This is a genomic window from uncultured Oceanisphaera sp., assembly GCF_947495715.1.
Classification (GTDB): Bacteria; Pseudomonadota; Gammaproteobacteria; order Enterobacterales; family Aeromonadaceae; genus Oceanimonas; species Oceanimonas sediminis.
The window spans coordinates 1-24,327 of record NZ_CANLZU010000023.1 but is presented as its reverse complement, the minus strand read 5'-3'; the positions used below and the strand labels follow the sequence as shown (position 1 = coordinate 24,327).

Sequence of the window (24,327 nt, the reverse complement as noted above, 5' to 3'; positions counted from 1 at the left end):
GATAAGCTCATGAAACGTAACCATAAGTTGAGTCAGCCGAGATGCCGGAAAAAACCTTGTCAATATTTGAGCGTTATTTAACCCTATGGGTTCTGCTTTGCATTAGTGCGGGCATCATGCTGGGAAAAGTGGCGCCGGGTGTGGCGACTACCTTGAATGATCTCTCCATTTATCAAGTTTCCATTCCGATTGCGGTGTGCCTGTTTTTCATGATGTATCCCATCATGGTGAAAATTGATTTTGCTCACGTGCTCAAGTCCGCGAAAACCCCCAAGCCGGTATTGTTAACACTCTTCATCAATTGGGCCATCAAGCCATTCAGCATGTTCGCCATCTCGTACTTCTTCTTGGGTTACCTGTTCAGAGATTTCCTGCCGGGTACAGAAACTCTGGCCAATGGCGAAGAAGTGGAATTGTGGCGAAGTTATATAGCAGGAACGATTCTACTGGGCATAGCCCCTTGCACGGCCATGGTGTTGATGTGGGGGCATCTGGCCAAGGGTAATGACGGGCTCACCCTGGTAATGGTGGCAATAAACTCGTTGATGATGCTGTTTCTTTACGGCCCATTGGGGGGCTTGCTGTTAAACATAAATTCCATGCCGGTGCCCTGGCAGACCATGGTGCTTTCGGTTGCTGTCTATGTGGCGTTGCCGCTGGTCGCCGGCTATTTCTCCAGAAAAATCATAATAAACCATAAAGGCATCGAGTGGTTTAATGAGTATTTCCTGCGCTGGCTAACGCCGGTCAGCATCACGGCGCTGCTGGTGACCTTGATCCTTCTTTTTTCATTCAAGGGGGATGTCATCGTAAGCAATCCACTGACCATTCTATGGATTTCAATTCCGCTGATAATACAAACGCTGTTGATTTTTTCACTGGGGTATTTTGTGTTCTCGAGATGGCTGAAGTTAAGCTATTGCGACGCAGCACCCGTATCGTTGATTGGCGCGTCCAATCACTTTGAAGTGGCGATTGCGACGGCGGTCATCTTGTTCGGCCTGTCTTCCGGTGCCGCACTGGCCACCGTAGTGGGCGTGTTAATCGAAGTGCCCTTGATGCTTATGCTGGTGTCATGGTGTAAACGAAGCCGGCACCTGTTCAACGATGAGTAAGTCCCAATGTAGACATTGAATCGTTAACGTGGCCATCGGGCCGTGATTCCATCGGCAGAGCGGGAGGAGTGTGATGAGCAAGTGGTTGGCAATGTGCTTGATGGTGGCTTCTATCGGTGTTCAGGCCGGTAATGGCAAGCAGCAAGGTGCGCAGGCGGAGGCGCTCTGTTCCGAGTCATGGAGCCAAGCGATAGAACAAACCGTCGCTACGGGTGACGGACAGGGCCATGGCCCGGATGTCGGCTCTGACGAATGGAAGTCGGTCATCGAATTCAAGCTCGGTATTCGTGGGCAGCCACAAGTGCCACCGCGTAACAGTGCCGCCTGGTGTCAGTATATCGATCGGCAGGTGAGGGGCAGTGACTCTGTTTATTCCGGCAATGGCGTCACTCATGGCACCGCTCATGGCTCGACTGAGCACCAAGGTCCTTCATTCGCCTGTAACCAGATCAAGGCGGGCAGTATCGAGGCGATGGTTTGCGAAGACGAGGCCTTGTCTGCGCTTGACCGTACCCTGGCCGGTGTTTACGCCGCTGCGTTGAACAAGGCGAGCAATGAGCATCCGCCGATGCTGAAGGCAGAGCAAAGAGGCTGGATCAAGGGCCGCAACGACTGCTGGAAAAGCGACGACAAGCGGGCATGTATTGAGAGGGCATATCAGCGCCGCATTGCCGAGTTGCAGGCTAGCTACCGGCTGGTGCCCCATAAAGGGCCGTTTCGATTCGTATGTGACGGTAACCCGGCGAACGAAGTGATAACCACTTTCTTTGAAACCGAGCCGCCGACGCTGATGGCCGAGCGTGGCGACAGCGTTTCTCTGATGTTTCTGCAACCCAGCGCCAGTGGTGCCAAATATCAGGGCCGCAACGAGTCTTTTTGGGAACACCAGGGTGAAGCACGGATCACCTGGGGGTACCAGGCTCCCGTAATGGATTGTCAAAGGGCGCCGTGAGGCAAGGGCTGTGCTTCAAACGGCCGGCTTGTTCAGCCGGGCCGTGTTAACCATTCAATGATGAAGGTTGTAAATGGTGGGGTCGTAAGGCTCCAGTTCGTATTTCGATTCCAGAAAGGTGACCAGATCAACGAGTTCCGATACCGTCATGACATCGTTGTAGACCGGCATCACCGATTTGCCGTCAACCTGAATCGACGACATGTCGTGGCCTTTGGCCAGTTTGTGTGAAGGGTTGATCACCGAGGTGACCAGCTCGCCGTAGGTTTTTAGGCTCTTGCCTTTGCCGCCCAGGGCGACAGACAGTTCCCATTCCCCCTCCGGTCGTTCATATCCGTCCAGGATATGGCAGCTCAGACACTGCATATCCATAAATACCTGCTCCCCCTGCGCGATATCGCCGGGCGGCAGACTGAAGGCCTTCGAGCTTTGGTCACAGCCGCTCAGCCCAAGAGCCACCAGCGAAATAATGAATAGTTGCGAGCGTTTCATGTCAATTTACTCCCTGTAGGCAGTGTGCACCGGATGAAATTCCAAGGGCATCAGGCTCAGTTTAGAGCAAGGAGCAGGCGCATGGGGCCGATGAGCAATAAACACGGGTGCTGGCGATGGGCCGAGCCTCATCTGTTCAGCCATGCTCGGGCAATACATCTGCAAACACAAAACCGTCGCGGTGGACGGTGTCGCCGATGCGAATATCGATTTTGTGCCGGAACATGGGGCCGTCAAACACAAAGCTGTGAAACTCGCCGTTTTCGCCGCAGTGGTCGGTGCCTTCGGGCAATTCGGCCAGCAGGGCCGGGCTTAGCTCCTGGCCGGCAAGGTGCTCGGGGACTTTTTTCGGATCCAGGCAGGTGATCACGGTGCGCAGGCCGCCGGCAAACATCTGGCCGGGCAGGGTATCGGTTGGCGTGCCCCAGATGGGAAACACGGGCTCAATGCCGGTGCCGATCAGTTGTTGCTCCCGGTACCGGCGCACATCTTCCAGCAGCAGGTCGCCAAAGCCGAAACAGTCGATGCCGCGAGCTTTGGCGCCGTCGATAAAGTCGGTCATGCGTTGGTTATATTGTTCGTTGCTGCAGGGGAAGGGGAGATAAATGATTTCCAGCGGCAGGCCGATGCTCTCTGCCTGTCGGCGCAGCAGCTCGGCCCGCACGCCGTGCATGGCGACCCGCTCGAATTCTTCGTTGACGGTGGTGAACAGGCCCACCACCTCGAACGCGGGGTTTTGCTGCAGGGTGTGCAGGGCCCAGGCGCTGTCTTTGCCACTGCTCCAGGACATCAGGGTTTTTCTGATCATGTTGTTCCTCAAGGTTACCGACGCCACAGGCCGGCACAGTATGATATGCCGATGTTATCACCAATGAGGCTGCTTGAGGTGCTGGCGCTACCGGGAGCTGGCGGTTGTCATATCGGTTAACCCAGTCTTTTTATATAGTCGTTCTGTTCGGGCAGGGTAAAGGCCTTGGGTCGTACCGCCTTGATCTGCTCCCGTGCCTGTTGCGGCTCTACCCCCAATGCCCTCAACAGACGATAGGCAATCAGACTGGCTCGGCCCGAGCCGGTCATGCAGTGGATCACCACATCCTTGCCGTGGGTCAGCTGAGTCAGCATGGCCAGCTGATTGGCCTGCCATTTGTCTTCGCAGACCAGATCCGGCACCTCGTCTTCATGAACGGGCAGATGCAGCCAGCGCATTCCGAGGGAAGTGACCAGCTCGGGAAGCTGACTGACGTTTTTTTCTTCCAGCTCCGCCTCCGTGGTCAGGCTGATCACGGCACCGGCGCCGTTGTTATTCAGCTGAGTCAGGCTGTCGGTTAGGGAGACGTGTTGAGTGCCGGGGCAGGGAGTCAGGGCCAGGCGGCCGGGCCTGGGCGTGTCGAGATACCATACCGGATGAAGATTGGCTGAATTCATGATGGCTCCTTGAGGTTGAGTGGCGGTTTTTGCCGGTGACTCTTTCAACTGTAGAATGAACGCGAGGAGATTTGAAAATCATGTAAAATATGGGCAGCTTGGCGTGCCTACTTACTCAGTACAGGAATACAGATGAACATTGACAAGGTCGAGAGCGTTAACAGCCCTTGCATCAAACAGTGCGCACTCGATGAGCATGAGGTATGCCGTGGCTGTTATCGCAGCATCTCGGAAATCATCGGCTGGGGTGACAAGTCGAATGAGCAGAAGAGACGGATTCTGGCCAATTGTGCTCAACGCATCGAAGGGTTGGCGGTGATCCGGTAACCATCAAAAAAGCCAGCCTGCAAGGGGCTGGCTTGTATGGCTTATGCCGGCAGGGTGTCAGTAATTGAAGCCCATACCCAGTACGTAAGCCCAGGCACCGTCGTCAATGTTATCCTCGGCACTGTCGCCGCTGTCGAACAAAAACTGGTATTCGGCACGGGCCAGAATGAAGGTAGAAGGGAGCACATAGTATTTAAGACCCAGCTCCAAACCGGCGATACCGGTGTCTTTTACGCCATCACCATAAATGCCACCCAGCGAGGCACCGACAAAGGGGCGCGCCTGATGCTGGCCAAAGTGGTAGTCCACATAACCTCGGGTGCTGCCGTTCCAGACATCGTCACCATTATCTACACTGGCGTAGTTGATGCTCTGGCGTACCCCGGCCACGGTTTGGTCGGATAAAAACCAACCCACATCACCCGACACACCAAAGGTACCGTTATCAAAATCCTTGCTGCTGGTACCTGCACCGGACAGGGTAAACTCCCGATCGCCCGCTTTGGGACCAAACTCATGAGATGACATACCTTGGGCTTGGATATAGGCGGGGGCCAGCGAGGCGCTGACGCAAAGTGCAATTGAAAACTTCTTGATCGTATTCATGAGAAACTCCTTGAATGGACCCATCATAAAAACACTAACCAAGCACTCAAATCGTCCGGTCGGTTATTCGGAGCTTGTCCGGAAATACGACATTAAAATAGACACACTTGAGACTATTTGCTGTTTTCTTTCAGTCTGCAGACGTTAACAGGCTGGTTTACTATCCTAATACACAGCTTCTTGGTAACCAACCGTTAATTTAATGGTGTCAATTGTAAAGACAAATCAACATGGTGTGGTGCATCGTATCGTTTAGTGTTTCTCCGTGCCATTGGCTAATTACAAACACCACATAGATGTAGGCAGGGAGGAAGGATATGTCAATATTGAAACCGTGGTCGCTTTATGGCTAGGTGTTTCAGGTCGGCACCTGTCGGTGTCGGCGTTCCATGCCCCGTTGTCTGGTGGTCTGCTGTCAATCACCGCAATAAGGAGAGTTCCCATGAATGAGAGAGAGCTGTATCAGAAAAAGGCCCAAGCGAAGCTGGATGAATGGAAGGCAGAGCTGGACAAGCTCAAGGCCCAGGCATCGTCGGCCAGTGCCGACAAACAACTGGAACTGAACCGGCACATCGACGATCTGGATGCAAAAATCGAACAAAGCGAGCGAAAACTGGAAGAGTTGTCCAACAGCAGCGAAGAAAGCTGGGAGTCGATAAAACAGGGCTTTGAGAGTGCCTGGACCACGCTCAAGGGCTCTTTCAAGGATGCCGCCGACAAATTCAAGTAACACTCTCGTCTGGGTCCGTGTTGGACCCAGACGTCATGCTTTCAATGATCCATCCCTGCATCTTCCTCGGTGATGAGGCCTCACGCCCTTTATTTCGTTCATCAGGTTTGTCTGAAATATTCTTAAGTTATTGACCTTGCTGCAGATGCTATAGTTTTATGCGACTGGCGTTTAGCCGAGGGTAACAGCCAGCCCGAACTTTTAGTCTGACGCTTTAGCCGAAAACAAGGATGTGATGATGGCAGACTCCAGTATTTCCCTGTTGTGGAAACAATTTTATGAAAGCCTGACCGATACCGGCGATGCGCTGGGGGTAAGCGGGCTCAATTGGCAGGACTTGGCGGTCGTTGCCGTGGGGCAGTTGCTGGTTTCCGTGATGATACTGGTGCTGTTTGGTACCGTCTATTGGCTGCTGGCCAGTCTGCTCAAGCTGATACTGGGACGCGCCAACTATGGCATGCGGCCTTTTTGGGCGGCCAGAACCGTGCTCCGCTACCTGTTGGGGCTGGCGGCCATTGTGGCTATTCTGGCGCAATACGGTGCCCCCGACGGTGTGCTCAAGGGGGCCGCCCGGGCCGGACTGATGGCACTGGCTTTTTATGTGCTCTGGTTGCTGTTGTCTCGCGGCCTTACCTCCAGCCTGTCACGGCATCATATCGACTCGTCACTGGAGCAACTGTGCAAGAACACCTTGTCGGTCTCGCTTATCGCCATGGGCGCCATTACCGTCATGGCGCAGTTCGGCTTCGATGTGCTCTCTATCGTTGCCGGTCTGGGGATTGTGGGTATCGCGGTCGGTTTTGCCGCCCAGTCTACCCTGGCCAACTTTATTGCCGGTATCACCCTGCTTATCGAGCGGCCGTTTCGCATCGGTGACTGGGTACAGATCCGCGGTGAAGAGGGGCGGGTGGTGCGCATCGCCTTTCGCACCACCTGGCTGCGCACCCGGGATAATATTTTTACCATGATCCCCAACGAAAGTGTGGCCACCTCGGACATCATCAACTTCAGCGCCGAAGGGCCGACCCGCATTCGCATTCCTCTGGGCATTGCCTATAAGGAGTCGGTCGAGCAGGCGCGGGCGGTGATCATGCCGCTGCTGAGTGCCCATCCCATGGTGATCACCAACGACCGGATGCCGCCCAGGGTGCAGCTACGCGAACTGGCGGATTCGTCGTTGAACCTGAGTGCCCAGGTGTGGGTACGGGCGGAGGATGTGGAAGTGAAGGGCCGTATCTCCTGCGAGTTGCTGGAGAGCATCAAGCAGGGGCTGGATGACGCCGGTATTGAAATGCCCTTTCCTCACCTGCAGCTGTTTATCGACGAGGCCAAGGGGCTGGCGCCCTGGCTTGACCGACAGGGCAAGACGAAGGAGTCAAAAACCGAACCGGATACGGAGTGATCCTGATATCGGTGTTATGCCCGTAGCTGCCGCTTCAGCCGGCAGGCTTGGTAGCGGCAGGTAATACTCAGCCCTGTCGGTCAAGCTCTGCCGCCAGCTGATCGGCGACCCGATCCCAGGCGGTGGCCAGGGCGCGTACCAGGGCCGGATAGCCGTCTTCGGTCAGCGGTTGTTCTACCCGAAAACCGGTCTGTTTAAGCAGGCGACCGCTGCCATCCAGCAGTTGCCATTGGCCCTCGGCCAGCGCCATGCCGTCATGATGGCCCTGAAAACGACTCATCCGAATTCGGACGTCCCTTACCGGTACGCCCTCCAACATCGGTTGGCCTTTGCCCACCACCTGCGACCGGGGCAGGCTGAGCGTCAGCCGCTGCGTGAGCCGTTGCTGCAGTTGCTCGCCAATATCTTCGGCCCACAGGTGCTGGCGCGCCTGATATACCTCGATATCGTTCAACTGCATCACGATACCCTCACTGTCCAGATGACCGGCGATGCCGACCGGCGCCACGCTAATGGCCAGGGCATGTGGGTATTGCTTTGCTGGTGTGGTGGACGGCAGCAAATAGCTGGCTGGCGCGGCATCGCTGCCGGCGCACCCGCTCAGGCCCAGCAGCAAGGGGCCGAGCAGCAGGCTGAATATCAGGCCGGGCAGTAACGTCGGCTTGCTGCGAAAAGTCGTTATCATTTGTTGGCCCTCGGTTGTGGGTCTTCGGTGAGTTTCTTGTCAAAGATCAGCGCGTTGGGCTGATCGTTCAGGGTACGTACCACCGGCTGCAGATCCCGCATCAGTTTTTCCAGTCGCGACAGGGTCTGGGTCAGCTCGTGGTAGCCCTGCGAGTCGGGAGCAAAGCCCTGCAGGGTATCGCGCAACTGGCGCATGGTGGTGTTCACGTTTTCCGGCAGCTGGCTGGTGGCCGGGTCCGCCAGTAATGCATCGACCGAGGTGGCAATGCCGTTGACCTTGTCCATGGTCTTCTGGGTGCTGGCCAGGGTCTGGTTGAGGGTGTCCAGCACCGGCTCAATTTGCAGCTTGTTCAGCTTGTCCAGCAGGTTGGACACCTTCTGTTCAATCTGGGCGAAGCCACCGGAGGTGGTGGGAAACACCTGTTTTTGCACAAAGGTCATACGCTGAAAGGGCACCGCGTCTTTATAGAAGTTGAGATCCACAAACAGGGCACCGGTAAGTAGGTTACCGGCCTTGAGCGAGGCGCGCAGGCCATGATCAAACATGCGATCCAGCCGCTGTTGCCACTGTTCTGTATCCACGTCCTGCTCGGTGTCGTCGAAGCGCTGGGGTTCGATGCGGATCAGCACCGGAATGGCAAAGCGGCTGAGCGAGTCGGGCTGAGGCGCGGTAAAGTTCCAGGGCACGCTGACCACGGTACCGATGCGCACCCCCCGGTATTCCACCGGGGCGCCGGGGCTCAGGCCACGCACCGTATCGTCTACCAGCATCACATATTCCAGATACTGGCCATAGCGGCCTTCTTTTGCACTGTCTTCATCGTTGAACAGCACGTAGTTGGCGCCTTCCCTGGCCTGGCGGCCGATAGAGGCATTTTCGGGCACGCCGAAGGTGATGCCACCGCCGATCAGCGACTCCAGCGAAGCGACATTCACCTTGAACCCTTCCGAGTCCAGCCGCACATCCACCCCGGAGGCGGTCCAGAAACGGGTGGTGCTGGTGACCAGTACCTCGTAGGGAGACTGGATATAAAGCCGATGGCGCATTTCCCGCTTTTCCGGATCGAAATGGCTGTCTTCCACCCGGCCGACCGTATACCCCTGATAGGTCACGGGATCGCCGGTGGAAATGGCATTACCCACCTGGCTTATCAGGTTGATGCGCAACCCTTCCGCATCGGGCGGCGCCACCGGCGGTTGCTCCAGCACGTCGAATATCTCTTTGGTCTCTTCGCTGCTACCGGGCAACAGCTGAATGTAGGCCCCGGACAACACGGTGCCCAGGCCGCTGACGCCCTCGCGACCGATGCGCGGCTTGACCACCCAGAACCGGGTATCCTCGTTGAGCATGTCTTCTGCCTGGGGGCTCATGCGGGCGGTGATCTCCGCATGTTCGAGATCGTCCGACAGCCGGACTTTCTCTACCCGGCCCACTTCCACATTGCGGGTCTTGATCAGGGTCTTGCCGGCTTCGATGCCTTCGGCATTATCCATGATCAGGGTGATGGTCGGGCCCAGCTTGCTCAGGTTATCGTAAATCATCCAGGCGCCAATCAGCAGGGCCACCAGAGGCACTATCCAGATGGGAGAAAGAGAACGCTGGGGCCGTCGTTCGGCGCGCACGGGGTCAGACATGAGAAGATTCCTTGGATGGACCCTGAGGTCCGGTAGCAGATAAGTCCGGGGGAGTGGGTGAGCCGGCGCCCTGCCAGATGCTGCGCGGGTCGAACATCATGGCCGCCAGCATGGTCAGTACCACCACTGTGGTAAAGGCCAGGGCACCGGCGCCGGGCTCGATGGACATGATGGAGCCGTTACGGATCAATGCCACCAGAATGGCGACCACAAACACGTCCACCATGGACCAGCGGCCGATAAATTCGGTAATGCGATAGAGGCGAATACGGCTCATCTGGCTCAGGGGGCGCTGTTGCCGGCGCACCACATAACAGAGCCACAGCAGGGCCAGCATCTTGCTGACCGGCACCAGCACGCTGGCGACAAAGATGATCATGGCAATGGGAAAGTCTCCGTCCTGGAGAAACAACAACACGCCGCCGATGATGGTAGAAGGCGTGGTATCGCCCAGTGACGTGGTGATCATGATGGGGTAGAGGTTGGCCGGCAGGTACATCACCACCGAGGCGACCAGCAGCGCCAGGGTGACCTGATTACCGGCGTGATAAGGATGCAGCGGCTCGCCGCACCGTCGGCAGCGGCCCTTGCCGCCTGGTGGCAGCCGATTGACCAGGCCGCAGGTGTGGCAGCCGCAGAGACCCTGTTCGGAGGCGGCCACGCCCACTCTGACGCCGGACGGCGCCAGGGGCTCTTTATCGAGCGAAAACCACAGCCAGTCGCTGTCCACCGACTGGGTGGTCAGCAGCAGCAAGAGGGCGTAGACACAGAAGGACCAGAACGACAGCCCCAGCTCGACGTGAGCCATGCCGATGATTTTGATCAGGCTGACCAGGGTGCCGATCACGAACACATCGGCCATCATCCAGGGGGTCACATGACGCAGGGTGCGGGCCAGCTGTCGGCTGCGGGGCAGGGGTCGCTGCAGAATCAACCCCAGGCACAGCCAGGTGAGGCTCAGCAGATAGATGGTGGGCAGCACTATCACGGTAAGCAACACGCTCAGGGCCACCAGAGGTTGATGCATGCCGATGAGGGTCGAGGCGGTTTCGGTCAGCTCGATACGATTACCGATGCCGCTGATGTCGAAACTGATAAAGGGAAAGGCCACCGACAGGGCCAGGGTGATCAGGGTCGCGATGGCCAGCGCCAGGCTGCGCTCGGCCGGGTTGGTATGTCGGCGCACCAGGGTGTGGCCGCAGCGCGGACAATCGGCTTTTTCACCCGACTTGAGCGATGGCAACGCCAGCAAGAGATCGCATTCCCGACACACGCGCAAGCGCCGCCGCGACACGGTGGGGCGACCATGTCGATGCGCGGTGGGGGCCGGTGCGGTACTGTTTTCTTCGGGCAATTTTTCTTCAGGCAATGAGGGGACGCCTCCGGAATACTAGCAGTGAGTGCTTGATACTACGACAGTTTTCAACCCTGCTCCAGCATCCTGTCGCCGAGTGGCCGGGGAGTCGTGTCGGTATGTCGGCTCTGTTAGCGCGGCCGCTTCATCGAGAACCGGTTGTTCGGTTAATGATTGATCTATAACCATTTAAATATCGTGGCTTTTCTTTATAATGGTCGACTTGTTATTTACTCCCGTTTTGGAAACTTCAATGAGTCACACCCGCGCCATGACCTTGCTGTTGGTCGATGACAGCAAGGTTGCTCGCCTCAGCCTGATGCGTCAACTGAACGCCCTTCCCCTTGAATTCGAGATATTACAGGCGGCGTCGGCAGACGAAGCGCAGGCGCTGATGCAGGAGCGACAGGCCGATGCGGCGCTGATCGATTTCAATATGCCCGGGCGGGATGGCATAGCGCTCGCCATCGAGTTTGGTCAAAGTCATCCAACCATGAAACTGGCGCTGGTGACGGCCAATATTCAGGACGCCCTGATGCAACGGGCGCAAGAGCTGGGCATGGCCTTTCTGGGAAAACCGACGCGTCCGGACGATCTGGCCCGGTTTATCGAGGGCGTCGCATGACATGGGTGCTGACCGACGATGAGCATGATGTCATCGTCGAACTGATGAACATTGGCGTCGGTCGTGCCGCGAGTGCGCTGTCGCAACTGGTACAGGACGAAGTGCTGCTGTCGGTGCCCAGGCTGCAGTTTCTCGAGTCTGCCGATGCCAAGGAAATTTTTTGCCGTTCCATGCCGGACTTGCTGGCGGGGGTGATGCAGGATTTTCAGGGCTTCATGAGTGGCCGGGCGGCCCTGCTGTTTCCCGAAGAGCGCAGCCTTGAACTGGTACGGGCCATATTGGGTGCAGACATGTCGGCGGACGAAATTACCGAGCTGGAGCAGGAAACCCTGGCCGAGCTTGGCAATATTCTGCTCAACAACTGTCTGGCGACCCTGGCCAACCTGCTGAACCGGCAAATTCAGACCGATCTGCCCCAGGCATTCAATGTGGATACGCCGCACCTGCTGAACCGGCTATCGTCGCACGGTCAGGGTGACAGCTGCATGATCATGCTGGTGCAGATTGATTTCAGCCTGCGTGCGAATGATCTGCAGGGGTACCTGGCGTTTCTTATCGATTTGCATTCGGCGGATGCCTTTATTGAGGCGCTGCGCCTTTATCTGGCCGAACTGACGCAATGACGATGACGAATCCATCACGGATAGCAAACCGACAGCACATGAGCATGATGACGCTGGATTATATAGAAAGCGGTATCATGCTGCTGGACAGTGAGCGACGGGTGCGATTCTGGAATCAGTGGCTGGTGCGCTATACGGGCATTGATGCCGATACGGCCGGTGGCCAGCGGTTGGAGCAGTTGTTTGACGGCCCCTTGCCGCCCGTGGTGCTGTCGGCGATTGGTGATGCCTGCGAACATCGTTTGTCTCGTCTGCTGTCTCATCAGCTGCATACCCAGCTACTGCCGTTGCATGGCCGTACCGTGTCCGGTGCCCGCACTCCGATTCATCATTCCATGCTGCTACGCCCGCTGGACGATGCAGAAGGGCTGACACTGGTGCAGTTGCACGACACCACCAATGCGGTGCGGCGCGAGCGTCATTTGCGCGATAAAGAGCAGGCGCTGCGCAAGGTGCATCAGGTACTGACCGAAGAAAAACAGTTTATCGATACGGTACTCAAGACCATCAGTGCCCTGGTGGTGGTGACCGACACCCATGGCCGCATCGTCAACATCAACCGCAGTTGCGAGTTGCAGACCGGCGTCAATGAAGAAGAAGTACACGGCCAACCGCTGAAAATGCTGCTGGGTCTCGACAGCCTCAAACACCTGCCGGATGGTCGCGGCCACCATGATGAACCCCGGCCGTTTACCTGTCGCATGAGCAATGCCGGCGGAGAGTCGATGCATGTTCGCTGGACCATAAAAGCGGTGCGCGACGGTGATCAGCTGCTTCGTTATCTGATCTATACCGGACAGGACATTACCGAGCGGGAGCGGTCTGACGCCCTGTTGCGCCTGGAACGGGAAATGCTGGAAATGGCGACCGCCGGCGAGCAGCCCGCCAACATACTGACTCATCTGTGTTTGGCACTGGAACGACAACTGGATTGCTGCCGGGTGGCGGTGTTACAGATGGACACGAATGAGCGGTTGCGGGTTGACCATGCTCCCGGGTTGCCGGAGTCCTTCTCGCAGCGGCTGTATCAACTGCAGACCGACAGCCTGCTGCGCGTATTACGGCCGGGGTTGCAGCAGGGGCAGTTGCAGGTTTTTGTGGCGAAAGAGCCCGGTACGCATTGGCAATCCTGGCTGACGCTGGCACGGGATTATGAGATGAACGGCTGCTGGTTAATGCCGATTCAGCTCAGTACCCAAATGTCTCAGAGTCTGTTGGCGGTGTTTCCTCGTCATAAAAGCCATCCCGGCTTGCATGAGCAGATGGTGATTCAGCGCATTTCACATTTAACGGCACTGATTCTGGAACGACAGCAACAGCAGGAACAGATTCAGTATCTGGCGTTGCACGACTCCCTGACCGGCCTGGCCAATCGTAGCCTGCTCAATGAACAGCTGATGCGCAGCATTCATCGGGCCCGGCGTGAGCAACAGTCTTTTGCCCTGTTGTTTATCGATTTGGACGGTTTCAAGATGTTGAACGACACCCACGGCCACGACGCCGGCGATGCCTTGTTGACGGCGCTGGGCCAGCGGCTGATAAACCGGTTTCGCGCCACCGATTGCTGCGCCCGTATCGGCGGCGACGAGTTTGTGATCCTGCTTGATTCGGTTAACGATGAGAAGGTGACCCGGGATATTGCCGAGTCGATACTGGCGCTATTGTCTGCGCCCTTATCCTGGGGAGAGCATCAACTGCAGGTGTCGGCCTCTATCGGCATTGCGGTGTATCCACAAGACGGTGACAGTGCCGACGAGCTGTTGAGCCGCGCCGATAATGCCATGTACGGTGCCAAGGCCGGGGGCAAAGGGCGTGTTTGCCGGTTGGCCGATGAAGCAAGGAGCGAATGCCCATAGAGGCAGTCGTTTTGAGCGAGCGCAGGTGCTGACCGGAATGAATACGTGAACCGGTTGCGACCATAAACGAAAAAGGCCCCGCACTGCGGGGCCTTTTGCTATCTGATGGAGTAATCAGATAATGGCGGCGATGGCGTCACACAGGGCGTCGATGTTCGACTTGGTGATACCGGCCACGCTGATACGGCCGGAGCCGACGATGTAAATGCCGAATTCGTCTTTCAGGCGGGCCACCTGATCCTTGTTCAGACCGGAGAACGAGAACATGCCGTTCTGGCGGGCGATAAAGCTGAAGTCTTTATTCACGCCGCGGCTGGACAGCTTCTCCACGAACAGGGTGCGCATTTCCTGAATGCGATCACGCATTTCGGCCAGCTCCGCCAGCCAGTCCTGATACAGCTCGGGATCGTTGGCCACAATGGCAACCACGTTGGCACCATGAGACGGCGGGTTGGAGTAGTTGGCGCGGATAATGCCTTTCACCTGGCTGAACGAGGTGTTGGCGGTATCGGCGTCTTTGGCGACCAGGGTGAAGGCACCCACGCGCTCGTTGTACAGACCGAAGTTCTTGGAGAAAGAGCTGGCAATCATCAGCTCGACATTATGCTCGGCAAAGACCCGCAGGCCGAAGGCGTCTTCTTCGATGCCCCTGGCAAAGCCCTGGTAGGCGAAGTCGAACAGCGGCAGCCAGCCTTTTTCGGCAGACAATTTGGCCAGTTGTTCCCACTGCTCGGCGGTGGGATCGATACCGGTCGGGTTGTGGCAGCAGCCGTGCAGCAGCACCACATCACCGGCCTTGGCATGGGCCAGATCGGCCAGCATGGCGTCAAAGTCCAGATCCTTGGCGTCGGCGTTGTAGTAACCGTACTCTTTCACTTCCAGGCCGGCGGCGGTAAACACGGCTCTGTGGTTGGCCCAGGTGGGGTTGGAGATCCAGATGGTGTTGGTGTCGAGCTGACGAGCGATAAACTCACCGGCAATGCGCAGGGCACCGGTGCCACCGGGGGCCTGGGCGGTGCGGGCACGCTGGCTGGCAATAATGGAAGAGTCGGCGCCAAACAGCAGTTGTTGCACAACCTTACCGTAGGCCTCGACGCCTTCTATGCTGAGATAGTTTTTGGTGGTTTGCTCTTGCACCAGGCGGGCTTCGGCTTTTTTAACGCAGCGCAGTACCGGAGTCTGGCCGGCTTCGTCTTTATAGATGCCCACGCCCAGGTTGATTTTGTCGGTACGGGGATCTTTGCGGAAAGCATCGGTCAGGCCCAGGATGGGGTCGGCCGGTGCAGCAGTGACCTTCTCAAACATAGTCTTGTTAAATCCTTGTAGTAAAGAGTGTCTTTCGGGTCGCAGATCGCGACAGCCCCTAGTTATAACACTTGCGGCCCCATTAAAAAACGGCTTTCAGTGCCGGATCTGCCCCGATCCTCTTATCTATGGGGTGAGCCCGCAGCCGGTAACGCCGGCAACGAGTGACCACAAGGGCAATGGAAGCGCAAGATCCGATACACGGCGTTAATGCATCTTGTCTTGTTGCCGCAGGCGCCGTTTCAGCCTGCGCTATGTTCGGTTTTTGATATGGATGCCCGCGACCGGATCCCGTTTATGGCTCACTCTTCTCCGGCCGGTAGGGGTAGATATACAGCCGGGGGATCAGCGGCTCGTCGGTGATGCGGGCGGCCCGTCGCTTGCGGGTGGTGGCGGGCGGATAGTTACCGAGCGCGGTGACCGCCGGCGGCTCGTCCTGACACAGCAACAGCGGCAGGTGCGCCTTGACCTGTTGCTGGCGCGGGGTGATGTCTTCACGCCAGCGCACATTGACCATGGGGTGGGTCTTGACCGGTCGGCGCAGGCGCAGCTCGACCCCCGGCGGCAGCCGCTTTACGTCGTAGATTTCCCGGTCCACACACTGTATCCAGGTCTGGGCATCGGTGAGCGGGGGCGGAGACAAACGGGCGTCGGTGAGTTGCTTGACCAGTTTGTCCTTGTCTATTTTCTGGATGATCTGCTTGTTGGCCCAGGTAAAGCCCAGCCGCGATACCGGGTGCGGTAACAATACCAGCTGGCGGTAAACCTGCAGGGTAATAAGGCCGGGCAGGGTGTCATGCACCAGGGCAAACTTTTGATCGCGGCCCTCGGTTTCCTGCACCCGGGCCTTGAATTCTGTCTTGAGCCGGTTGATGGCGTCGGTCACTTCCGCAAGTGGTGGCTTGAGGGCCGAGGGCAGCACCAGGTAGCCGGGCAGGCGAAAACTGGCCTTGGCCGAACAGCCGGGCCGAATATACCACTGGCGATAACCGTCCAGCGTGGCCGCGATGGCCGCCGCCCCATCGAGCCGGGACACCTCTATGTGCGTGACCGGCTCGTGCTCGTCGCCACTGGCCACCTCGGGCAGGGGAAAGCAGCAGGCATTGACCGGCGCCGTGGCGGCTGCCTGGCTAATGAGATCGGCCAGTGCCGCCATGGCCGTTTCGAGTTCACTAAAGGTATGACGCAACCGGGCTGCCGGAGTAAACATAGCATTATGCCAACATACAAATGATGTATTCAAATGTAGCAGTCGGCAAGGCCCGGCGCAACAGCCTGGCTATGCAGGGCCCACTTCGGGCGAGATACTTTTACCCTTGAAGGTTTTGTTCTTCATATTAAGTGAGGTTTAAAAGGGGGAGATTGATTAATTCTACATAATGCCAGCCTTCACGAAGTTCAGCGTTCCGGTAGCCGCCACTTCAGTTGGCGCCTACGGAGCTGAGGTATCGTTGTTTTTCGTAGGGTCGACTTATTTTAGGTAAGAGTATTCGACCAAGAGGGCAAAAGTGTTCCTGCATAGGCGTTTTGAGCCTGCTGGCCATTTTTATATAGGTCTCAATTGAAATAATCTGCCAGTGCGTCAAAATAAGACGCAAAATTACAGGGTTGCAACCGGGATGATCGCCTGCACGGTCCGGCGGTAGCGTGGGCGCTGTTCAAAGCGATGGATTAATGTGGTTGATTTTTCTCCGAGCTGGCTAGGAAATCGAGCGGGCTGTGGGTGCCGGCAAAATGCTGACCGATCACATGAGTATAAATCTGGGTGGTGCGAACATCGCTGTGGCCAAGCAGCTCCTGTACCGTTCTGATATCACGTCCGCTTTCCAGCAGGTGAGTGGCAAAGGAATGGCGAAAGGTGTGGCAACTAATGCGTTTGTTATTGATGCCGGCCTGTCTGACAGCGGTTTTCAGCGCTTTGCGTGGTACCGAGTCATGCAGGTGGTGCCGGCAAATCACTCCCGTTATGGGATGTTTGCACAAGCTGACCGACGGAAAAACAAACATCCAGGCCGGTTGCCGAAAGGCATTAGGGTATTTTTTGCCAAGGGCGAAGGGTAGCGAGGGGCCGACGCCTTTCAGATTATCTGCCTGCTGGATCGACAAGGCGCTTTCTATCTGCTGGTGCAGCATGCCGTGAAGCCGGTGGCTTAACATGGTTTTTCTATCTTTATTGCCCTTGCCATTACGCACTGTGACGGAGCCGTCGCTAAAGCCAATGTCTTGCACACGAAGCCGCAGGCACTCGGTGATTCTGAGGCCGCTGCCATAGAGCAAAGAGAAAATCAGTTGGTTGCGTTCATCCAGTTGTTTGAAGATTAACGCGACTTCGGCCTGGGTAAGCACCACAGGAAGGCTGCGGTATTGAGTAGCGCGGTGAAAATCCAGCTCGCCCAGTTCGATGTTCAATACCTTGTGATACATAAAGGCCAGGGCATTGAGGGCCGTTTTCTGCGTGTTGACGGCAACATGACACTCGGCGGCCAGCCAGGTGAGGAAACTGCGCACCTCAGGCCCACCCATGTCGGCCGGATGACGAAGTTGATGAAACCGAATAAACCGTTTGATCCAGTGCAGGTAGGTTTTTTCGGTTCTCATGCTGTAGCCGCCTAACCGCAGCTCTTGGCGTATGCGATTCAAAAACGGACTGGCAGCCATGACAGCTCCTTCTTGTTGATGGCTGTATGTATATACAGTGTATTGCAAGCTGTGAAGTTTGCATGCGCGTTATCAACAAAGCTTGCGCGTGTACAGCAGCCAGATGCAGAAAAAGGTAGTAAATTGATGATGTTAGAATCTGATGATGTGGATAACGCGCAAAGTAGTGTAGATATCGAGCATGCTCGTTTTTAACACGGAGTTATTGCCCTAAAAGAGAAAAATAATAGTATAATCATAAACTTATATATTTTATTTAACGCATGCACTGGAACATATATGCGCATGCTCACTATTAAAATGTTATGTGCTACAGGAGTAACAATGCGATTAACTATCTTATTATTAGCAACCTTTCTATTGTTTGGGTGTGCTACTCACAAAAGTACACTTCAAAATAGCGAGCAATACATCTTTGTTACAAATGATGAAGAAGCTATCTTTAATGCCGCCTATGATGCAATGTTAGATGGTAGAAGAGAAACACCTATAGGAGATATTACAGGCCCAATAAGAGGTTATTCCTTAACAAGAAAGTGGGCCTTGGATTATTGGACTTCAATGATTAGAGTATTCCCAGCAGTAGGTAAAAACGACGATGGTGTTGAAGTGCGAGGTTATTATCCTGAGGTCTCTGGTGAAGGTACCCTGATCTTTAGGGGGCCATCAATGGACTCAGCTATATATGAGTCTGCACTCGAACGATTTGAAAAAGTTGCTGAAAAAACGAAAGTTCGTGGCGTCAAAAGAGCGAAATATCTGTTGGAGCGTGATGGCTGGCGTTTAAATTCTAAAGGATCTCTTCGAGAAGGGGGAACCCTAAAAATTGAAGGGATTGAATCAAGTAGCAATACTGAAGACAGGCTACAAAAAATTCACAAATTAAAACAGCAGAGTGTCATTACTGAAGAAGAGTATCAAAAACTGAGAGCGAGCATTCTTAGTGAAATTTAACTCACATAACCAGGCTTCAACTCGGACTCAATAATGCTGTCACCTGTTTTGCAAAAATACGCAAAACAGCCGCCATCATCCATCACTTCACCAGTTAACGCGGCGTTATGCCCATGGAGGGTCAATGCGATATTTAACCATCTTGATCTTTTTTCTGATCTCATTGAATGCAAACTCAGGTCAGTTCGCTGACTTCGTAGGTGCTTACTTAGCAAATGGGAAAGGCGAGTGTAAATCTACAGTCTTTTTTGGAAAAGAATATCCAGACTCAAACATAAATGGTGTTTGCATCCCTGTTACTGCCATGTTCGATGACGAGAAAAAAGACATCGTTAGTCTCGCAATAACTGAATTAAAAAACCCAAATCAACTTGAGGATATGATTCAACTAGAGCTTGCAAAGCAACAGCCAACTGAAGCATTTGAAGTCGAGATTGATAAGCATAATGACGATATTTTTAAACTTGTCGATGGGTCAGTATTAGAAAAAACTGGCTACGGGTACGTCGGTTATATTGGATACCATGAAGATGGAATTCTTTACAAAGATGGCAGCCAATGGAAGCTATGTGTTAACAATTCTTCATATGAGGTCGATGCCCTTAAGTATGTAAAGCACCATTATAGTAAAAACTCTATTCATGGTAAGTCTGTAAAGGAAATAGAGGCTATGGATGTCTGCAACTAGGCATAACAAGGCCAGTCAGCATCACTCCCTGCGGTCGCTGGACCTCGTTTCACTCGGCCGCTGCTGGCGGCGTTATGTGCTAGAAGGGGTATTATAAAGTGGCAACATGCTACCACTGGGGTGGATCTAAAGGATCAGATTGTAGAGCTATCTCTCCTGAGATAGTTTATGAAGATAGGAATGGCCATCATTACTGTTTATTACACACCCCGAAGTACTACATAGGACCAAAGGGATTTTTTATTGGCGAAAAGGCAGATTACAGTCCTAAATCACGTCAATTCGAAAAAAAGAAATTTGATGAGCAGCTCGAAATTCTGATAAAAAATCAGGAGGCAGAACTGATCATACGCTTTGATAACATCTATTTTCCAGAAAGTTTCAATAATTCATTTGACTCATATAATCAGCCAGAAAAGATATTTCAATTTATTGGTTGTTACAATTTAGGCTCTTTTTCTAACGGAGAAATTAAATCCGTAAGGATAGATAAATGTGAGATGAACGGTCTTCATGCTCACAATATGCAGATAGAAGAACTTACAGTAACATCCTCAACTATTCGCAGGCGAGCCGAACTTCGTGATAGTAAAATCGGCACTATGTCCTTTCACAATTCAGAATTTGACTGCCGATTAAGAATTCACAAAGTGAATGAGTGCAGAAAAAATAACTATAAGTGCTCAATATACTTTAACGAGATGATATTTTATCAAGATGTTGAAATCAATAATATTAAATATAATGATGAGAACTCCGAATTCCGGATTGTGAACTCTATCTTCGAGAAGAACCTTTACTATCATGATAATGAAATCAACGATTTCATAAATTTTAAGTATTGCAAGTTCAATGGGGGTAAGGCATATCTCGAATATATTGATGCAGGAAAAATCAAGCTGTCCTCATTAAATCTAGAATACCTAAGATTTACTAATTGTAAATTTCCAGAAAAATATAAAGAAATAGAGGATGATTCCACCTCAAAGGCTGAGGAAATTTACAGAGATCTTAAAAAGATTGCGTTTGATCAAAGAGATTACTCGCTTGTGTCAAAGTGGCATTTTCTAGAAAAAGAAATGGCTACTATAAACGCAAGGAAAGATAAAAATTACTTGGTATATGTTTTTCTCATTGCATATAAATATCTGAGTGGTTTTGGTGAGAAGCCTTCGCAAGCGATTATTTCACTTTGTATCTATATTGCATTTGTGCTGGTAGTGCTATCTTCCTTGGGAGTAGCTTATACAGGATTCGGTTTTCAAGTAGATTGGAGTGTAGCTCGCTCTATATTTTTTAGTCTAAGAGATTTCGTGCCTTTTTTTGTCACGCCAACAAAGGATACACTGCTCTCATTCATAGATCAGAACTGGCTATTATTGATTTTGTATAACTTATTAGCAGGATTCGGGCGGCTATACTGTGTTGTACAGGCTGCATTGCTCACTTTTGCTATTCGCAACAAAATGAAACGCTAGTGAAGGCACATAACAAAAAGCTGCACGCGGACACATATTGCTACGCTCGTTTTTGTGTATGTCGCGTTGCTCCAATTTTACACAAAAGCGCTCTCCGCAATATGTGCCGGTGAGCTTGGCGTTATGAGCCAGTAATCTGCCAGCGGCAATTGATTACCGATGGAGGAAAGTTATTGCCATTTAAGGATGACTATTGCAGCTAGTGATTGCGTAAATCATACTAATTTAAGTATGGAATAGATTTTGCATTACTCTAGTTGTGTACAAAATAAAATGGAGAGCATTATGAAGATTGATACAGTAACCAGCCATCAATACAGCAGTCAACGCACCGGTCCGAAAAATTCAATAGAGAGCAGTAATGATTCAGCATCATTTGCTAGCATTCTAAATACTAAAGTCGCGCAGTCAGCCTCTACCGATTCGAGTAAATCAAAAGACTCTAATCAAGCCGACTTTACAAGTATGACTCGGCAAGAAATGTTTGATTGGATGAATGATCAAATCCAGACTGGAAAAATGTCGCTCGATGAAAGTTCCCCGTTTCTTGGAATGACAATGAAAATCTCAGTGGCGACCGGTCAGCCGGTAGATATGGCCACTGACACCACACGCGCCAATTATGTTGAGAAGGCTCGTTCAGGCATTGAATGGGCGAATAACCATGATCCAGATCTAGCGAAGCGATTGCAGAATGCGATAGATATTATGTATAGAAATCAAGGAAGAGAATTCGGAATTAATGCGCGCGCGTGAGATGCATAAAAACAAAAAGTTTAACATCGGCTCGTCTGTTGGAGGGCAGGGCAAGGCACTTGGTTTGGGATCTCAATATTTGAGATCTTGGATGGGCTCCTAGTTGAACGTTCGGTGATGAATTCTTTGGTCTTACTTGAAGCTCATAACAAGGCCAATCACAAACGCCAGCAAGCTGGCTGGACTCGCTGACGCTCGCCTGTGTTGGCGGCGTTAGCGAGAGCAACCACTGAGCAGTCGATAAGTAAAAAAATAATTCTAACGTTTAACTGAAATGATATGGAGAAAAAGAAATGAGCGATTATAAGGATTTCCTTGGCGACAGCTACAATGAGGAAAACGGTGAATTTAATCATGACAAAGCCAAAAATAAGGCCGTGAATGAAAAAGAACAATGCAATATCATTATTTCTGGTGCCAGTGGTGTAGGTAAAAGCACTTTGATTAACGCTATTTTTGGCGAGGAAGTTGTTAAAGCCGGAGTAGGAAAGCCTGTCACTCAGCACCTTGAGAAGGTTGCCATCCCTGAAAAAGGTATTTGCCTTTGGGACACCAAAGGCATAGAGGCCGAAGACTATAAAGACACAATGTCATCACTGGAAAATGAATTCAAGCAAGCCATTGATAACGCCAATGACGACTGTGACATTCCTCATGTTGGCTGGGTTTGTATTAAAGCCAGCAGTGATAGAGTGGAAGACCGCGACCTTACGTTAATAGGTCTTCTTGAGAAACGTAAAATCCCTGCTATCGTAGTTTTCACCCGTGTTATAGGTAAAGCGGAGAGAGAGTTTGTCGAAGAAGCACAGCTTATAATTGACAAAAAATATAAAGAATTTTTGCACGGAGCTTATGTTTCCGTTAATTCCGTCCCCTATGAAATTGATGAAGATATTGTGGTAAAGGTCAAAGGGCTTGAATCCCTGATTGAGGTCACTGAGGCGCGATTTCCTGAGGGTAAGAAATCGGCAAAAAATGCCTTTCTCAAAGCTCAACGCTTAAAAATAGAAAAGCGCCTTGCGGCGATAAAAAAGGGAGCTAGGAATGTCGTTCACGTTGCTTCCGCCGCTGCAGGAACAGCTGGAGCTTCACCGATTCCTGGGTCTGACGCACCTATAATTGCGGCAATACAAAGTACTATGATTTATAAAATTAATACCGAGTTCGAACTAGATGCGGATAACTCAAAAATGACATCGGTTTTAACCGGCATCATGGGTGTCACCGCACTAGCACAAGTGGGTAAAACCGTAGTGTCTAATGCCTTGAAATTCATTCCCGGTGCAGGCACCTTGATTGGAGGCGCAATTTCTGCTACCACAGCGATCGCTATTACGCAAGCTGTCGGTCATGCCTATATTTCTGTATTGGAAAATTTCTTCGACATAGAAACAGGAGAAGTCGTTTTACCAGAGAACTCAGATCGAATTATAGCCGTCTTCAAAGATGTATTCAGTTACAAAAAGTAATATATCAGCGTCAAGAAATGTCGAGTAGTTTAGGCTCAGCTCGACTTTCTAACCGTCGAACTGAGTCACTGCTAACAAGGCGCTGCTGTCGGACAAATTTTCCGCTGCGCTCCAAATTTGCCGCAGAGCGCGGCGTTAAGTGTCAACCACGAATAAGGAGAAATTTTATGGCTACTTGGGATACATCAGATTTAGGTAAAGAAACCTGCGATCAATGTGGCACTATATATTCTGTTACTGGCAAGCAATATCCATGTAGAGACAAGGATAGCTTTACCTGTTCATGTGGTAATAAAATACGAAGTTGGAATGGAACTATGTCCTACAGCTATACACCGATAAAAGATGAAAAAATAACGGAATAATCTATGAATGAAGAAATAAGTATTGAGGTAAATGGGAAAAAATACACTGCCGAATATTTTGTGAATGGTGATACATTAACAGTATACCTACCAGATGGTGATTCGAGGGAAACGGAATTAAAAGGTCTTAGCCCAGCATCAGCAGCAAGACCTCACCTAATAAGCTATATCACTAAGAACACTTAACAAGGCCAATCACAATCGCCAGCAAGCTGGCTGGACTCGCTACGCTCGCCTGTGTTGGCGGCGTTAGTCGCCAGAAAAAGCTAGCAATCAAAATCATGTTTCTAAGCCCAAAATTTGGCTGCTGTTTGTTTGGTACACAGATCCATCGTCGATGGTCAAAACTCAGTTTCAGCTGTTTTAAGTCCAAAGTTTTGCAAGTTTCTTAGCGGTTATTTTGTTCTTTGGTGCTGACAGAGCAGGATAATCGAGAGTCTGTTTTTGGTTGCAACTCGGCTCGGCGAGTTTGTTGGTTCAAAAGCTGATTTATTTGTTGAAAGGACGTTTTCTCTGGTGTGGTAAGTTCCACGTGGTTTCAGTGACTTCCTTGAAAGTCCGCACTGTGAGATTAGCTTTTCAAAAGCGCCTTTTGGTGTTGTCAGTTCGTTTTCTGCGGCGTTGTTTGTTCCAAGTGGTTTCATTGAGTAGCCGCTTTGAGACTGCGCCTGACTTAAATGCATCAAAGCACATAAAGTTTGTTGTTCGCAAAGTTTAGTTCGGCTTAAAATTGTCGCTCGGTGCCTCGCGACTAACAAATAAGGATAAGTGTCGCGCAGCCGACACTTCATCCGGGTGTTGAACAAGCCCGAAGCTGCCTTTATTAAG

General features: G+C 52.5%; 26 protein-coding genes. 15 read left to right on the top strand and 11 right to left on the bottom strand.

The genetic code is table 11. The features are described 5' to 3' along the window. The first annotated feature begins 41 nt into the window (after window positions 1-41). Window positions 42-1,115 (top strand): ACR3 family arsenite efflux transporter, encoded by a 1,074-nt coding sequence (gene arsB, locus Q0753_RS14230; RefSeq protein WP_298722468.1) that lies wholly within the window; start codon window positions 42-44, stop codon window positions 1,113-1,115. A 73-nt stretch (window positions 1,116-1,188) separates the two neighbouring features. Further along, window positions 1,189-2,067, top strand: a complete 879-nt coding sequence (locus Q0753_RS14225; RefSeq protein ID WP_298722465.1) for an MliC family protein — start codon at window positions 1,189-1,191, stop codon at window positions 2,065-2,067. Between the two features lie 54 nt (window positions 2,068-2,121). Here the strand turns inward: Q0753_RS14225 and Q0753_RS14220 are convergent, their stop codons facing one another. The 3 genes from Q0753_RS14220 to Q0753_RS14210 form a co-directional block, all read right to left on the bottom strand. Next, entirely contained in the window at window positions 2,122-2,559 is a 438-nt protein-coding gene (locus Q0753_RS14220) for a cytochrome c (protein ID WP_298722463.1), read from the bottom strand. 136 nt (window positions 2,560-2,695) lie between these two features. Then, window positions 2,696-3,367 carry an adenine nucleotide alpha hydrolase gene (locus tag Q0753_RS14215; RefSeq protein WP_298722460.1) on the bottom strand — a complete coding sequence of 224 codons (672 nt, stop codon included), beginning with the start codon at window positions 3,365-3,367 and terminating at the stop codon, window positions 2,696-2,698. A 116-nt stretch (window positions 3,368-3,483) separates the two neighbouring features. After that, window positions 3,484-3,984 carry a protein tyrosine phosphatase gene (locus Q0753_RS14210; RefSeq protein WP_298722457.1) on the bottom strand — a complete coding sequence of 167 codons (501 nt, stop codon included), beginning with the start codon at window positions 3,982-3,984 and terminating at the stop codon, window positions 3,484-3,486. 132 nt (window positions 3,985-4,116) lie between these two features. Between Q0753_RS14210 and Q0753_RS14205 the strand changes: the two genes are divergently transcribed. Further along, entirely contained in the window at window positions 4,117-4,311 is a 195-nt protein-coding gene (locus Q0753_RS14205) for a DUF1289 domain-containing protein (RefSeq protein ID WP_298722456.1), read from the top strand. Between the two features lie 57 nt (window positions 4,312-4,368). Here Q0753_RS14205 and Q0753_RS14200 read toward each other — a convergent pair whose 3' ends face one another. After that, window positions 4,369-4,917, bottom strand: a complete 549-nt coding sequence (locus Q0753_RS14200; RefSeq protein WP_298722453.1) for a hypothetical protein — start codon at window positions 4,915-4,917, stop codon at window positions 4,369-4,371. A 442-nt stretch (window positions 4,918-5,359) separates the two neighbouring features. On the opposite strand from Q0753_RS14200, the gene Q0753_RS14195 reads away from it, so the two are divergent. After that, a complete protein-coding gene (locus Q0753_RS14195; protein ID WP_298722450.1) occupies window positions 5,360-5,647 on the top strand; it encodes a hypothetical protein in 288 nt (95 codons plus the stop codon). Window positions 5,648-5,885: 238 nt separating this feature from the next. Then, the gene (locus Q0753_RS14190; protein ID WP_298722447.1) at window positions 5,886-7,049 is read left to right on the top strand and encodes a mechanosensitive ion channel family protein; all 1,164 of its coding nucleotides are present in this window, start codon (window positions 5,886-5,888) and stop codon (window positions 7,047-7,049) included. A gap of 67 nt (window positions 7,050-7,116) precedes the next feature. Here Q0753_RS14190 and Q0753_RS14185 read toward each other — a convergent pair whose 3' ends face one another. From Q0753_RS14185 to Q0753_RS14175, 3 genes are read right to left on the bottom strand one after another with little or no spacing between them, the layout of a single operon-like run. Next, window positions 7,117-7,734 (bottom strand): membrane integrity-associated transporter subunit PqiC, encoded by a 618-nt coding sequence (locus tag Q0753_RS14185; protein WP_298722444.1) that lies wholly within the window; start codon window positions 7,732-7,734, stop codon window positions 7,117-7,119. Continuing rightward, window positions 7,731-9,368: an intermembrane transport protein PqiB gene (pqiB, locus tag Q0753_RS14180; RefSeq protein WP_298722442.1), complete on the bottom strand. Its 1,638-nt coding sequence runs from the start codon at window positions 9,366-9,368 to the stop codon at window positions 7,731-7,733. Before pqiB ends, Q0753_RS14185 begins: the two co-directional genes overlap by 4 nt. Beyond that, complete coding sequence (locus Q0753_RS14175) at window positions 9,361-10,737, bottom strand: paraquat-inducible protein A (protein ID WP_298722440.1); 1,377 nt, start codon at window positions 10,735-10,737, stop codon at window positions 9,361-9,363. Before Q0753_RS14175 ends, pqiB begins: the two co-directional genes overlap by 8 nt. Window positions 10,738-10,975: 238 nt before the next feature. Between Q0753_RS14175 and Q0753_RS14170 the strand changes: the two genes are divergently transcribed. Genes Q0753_RS14170 through Q0753_RS14160 form a run of 3 tightly spaced genes read left to right on the top strand, consistent with a single transcriptional unit; the run spans window position 10,976 to window position 13,826 of the window. After that, window positions 10,976-11,347, top strand: coding sequence for a response regulator (locus Q0753_RS14170; protein ID WP_298722437.1), 372 nt, complete (start codon window positions 10,976-10,978; stop codon window positions 11,345-11,347). Next, on the top strand, window positions 11,344-11,970 hold the full coding sequence (locus tag Q0753_RS14165) for a chemotaxis protein CheC (RefSeq protein WP_298722434.1): 627 nt from the start codon (window positions 11,344-11,346) through the stop codon (window positions 11,968-11,970). Before Q0753_RS14170 ends, Q0753_RS14165 begins: the two co-directional genes overlap by 4 nt. A 38-nt stretch (window positions 11,971-12,008) precedes the next feature. Beyond that, window positions 12,009-13,826 carry a bifunctional diguanylate cyclase/phosphodiesterase gene (locus Q0753_RS14160; RefSeq protein WP_298722431.1) on the top strand — a complete coding sequence of 606 codons (1,818 nt, stop codon included), beginning with the start codon at window positions 12,009-12,011 and terminating at the stop codon, window positions 13,824-13,826. Between the two features lie 114 nt (window positions 13,827-13,940). Here the strand turns inward: Q0753_RS14160 and Q0753_RS14155 are convergent, their stop codons facing one another. The 3 genes from Q0753_RS14155 to Q0753_RS14145 all read right to left on the bottom strand — a co-directional run bounded on the left by Q0753_RS14155 (window position 13,941) and on the right by Q0753_RS14145 (window position 17,789). Beyond that, window positions 13,941-15,131 carry an amino acid aminotransferase gene (locus Q0753_RS14155; RefSeq protein ID WP_298722428.1) on the bottom strand — a complete coding sequence of 397 codons (1,191 nt, stop codon included), beginning with the start codon at window positions 15,129-15,131 and terminating at the stop codon, window positions 13,941-13,943. A 295-nt stretch (window positions 15,132-15,426) separates the two neighbouring features. Further along, on the bottom strand, window positions 15,427-16,341 hold the full coding sequence (locus tag Q0753_RS14150; RefSeq protein WP_298722425.1) for a DNA replication terminus site-binding protein: 915 nt from the start codon (window positions 16,339-16,341) through the stop codon (window positions 15,427-15,429). 461 nt (window positions 16,342-16,802) lie between these two features. Beyond that, window positions 16,803-17,789: an integron integrase gene (locus tag Q0753_RS14145; protein ID WP_298722422.1), complete on the bottom strand. Its 987-nt coding sequence runs from the start codon at window positions 17,787-17,789 to the stop codon at window positions 16,803-16,805. A gap of 324 nt (window positions 17,790-18,113) precedes the next feature. On the opposite strand from Q0753_RS14145, the gene Q0753_RS14140 reads away from it, so the two are divergent. The 7 genes from Q0753_RS14140 (at window position 18,114) to Q0753_RS14110 (ending at window position 23,685) form a co-directional block, all read left to right on the top strand. Beyond that, window positions 18,114-18,743 (top strand): hypothetical protein, encoded by a 630-nt coding sequence (locus Q0753_RS14140; protein ID WP_298722420.1) that lies wholly within the window; start codon window positions 18,114-18,116, stop codon window positions 18,741-18,743. Between the two features lie 124 nt (window positions 18,744-18,867). Next, window positions 18,868-19,431, top strand: a complete 564-nt coding sequence (locus Q0753_RS14135; RefSeq protein WP_298722417.1) for a hypothetical protein — start codon at window positions 18,868-18,870, stop codon at window positions 19,429-19,431. 98 nt (window positions 19,432-19,529) lie between these two features. Next, on the top strand, window positions 19,530-20,909 hold the full coding sequence (locus Q0753_RS14130; protein ID WP_298722414.1) for a hypothetical protein: 1,380 nt from the start codon (window positions 19,530-19,532) through the stop codon (window positions 20,907-20,909). A gap of 285 nt (window positions 20,910-21,194) precedes the next feature. After that, window positions 21,195-21,665, top strand: coding sequence for a hypothetical protein (locus Q0753_RS14125; RefSeq protein ID WP_298722412.1), 471 nt, complete (start codon window positions 21,195-21,197; stop codon window positions 21,663-21,665). A gap of 293 nt (window positions 21,666-21,958) precedes the next feature. Further along, window positions 21,959-23,134 carry a GTPase gene (locus tag Q0753_RS14120; RefSeq protein ID WP_298722409.1) on the top strand — a complete coding sequence of 392 codons (1,176 nt, stop codon included), beginning with the start codon at window positions 21,959-21,961 and terminating at the stop codon, window positions 23,132-23,134. A gap of 167 nt (window positions 23,135-23,301) precedes the next feature. Further along, entirely contained in the window at window positions 23,302-23,499 is a 198-nt protein-coding gene (locus Q0753_RS14115; RefSeq protein WP_298722407.1) for a hypothetical protein, read from the top strand. A 3-nt stretch (window positions 23,500-23,502) separates the two neighbouring features. Continuing rightward, the gene (locus tag Q0753_RS14110; RefSeq protein WP_298722404.1) at window positions 23,503-23,685 is read left to right on the top strand and encodes a hypothetical protein; all 183 of its coding nucleotides are present in this window, start codon (window positions 23,503-23,505) and stop codon (window positions 23,683-23,685) included. Window positions 23,686-23,894: 209 nt separating this feature from the next. Here Q0753_RS14110 and Q0753_RS14105 read toward each other — a convergent pair. Further along, window positions 23,895-24,327 (bottom strand): hypothetical protein (locus Q0753_RS14105; protein WP_298722401.1); only part of this gene is annotated, 433 nt, incomplete at its 5' end.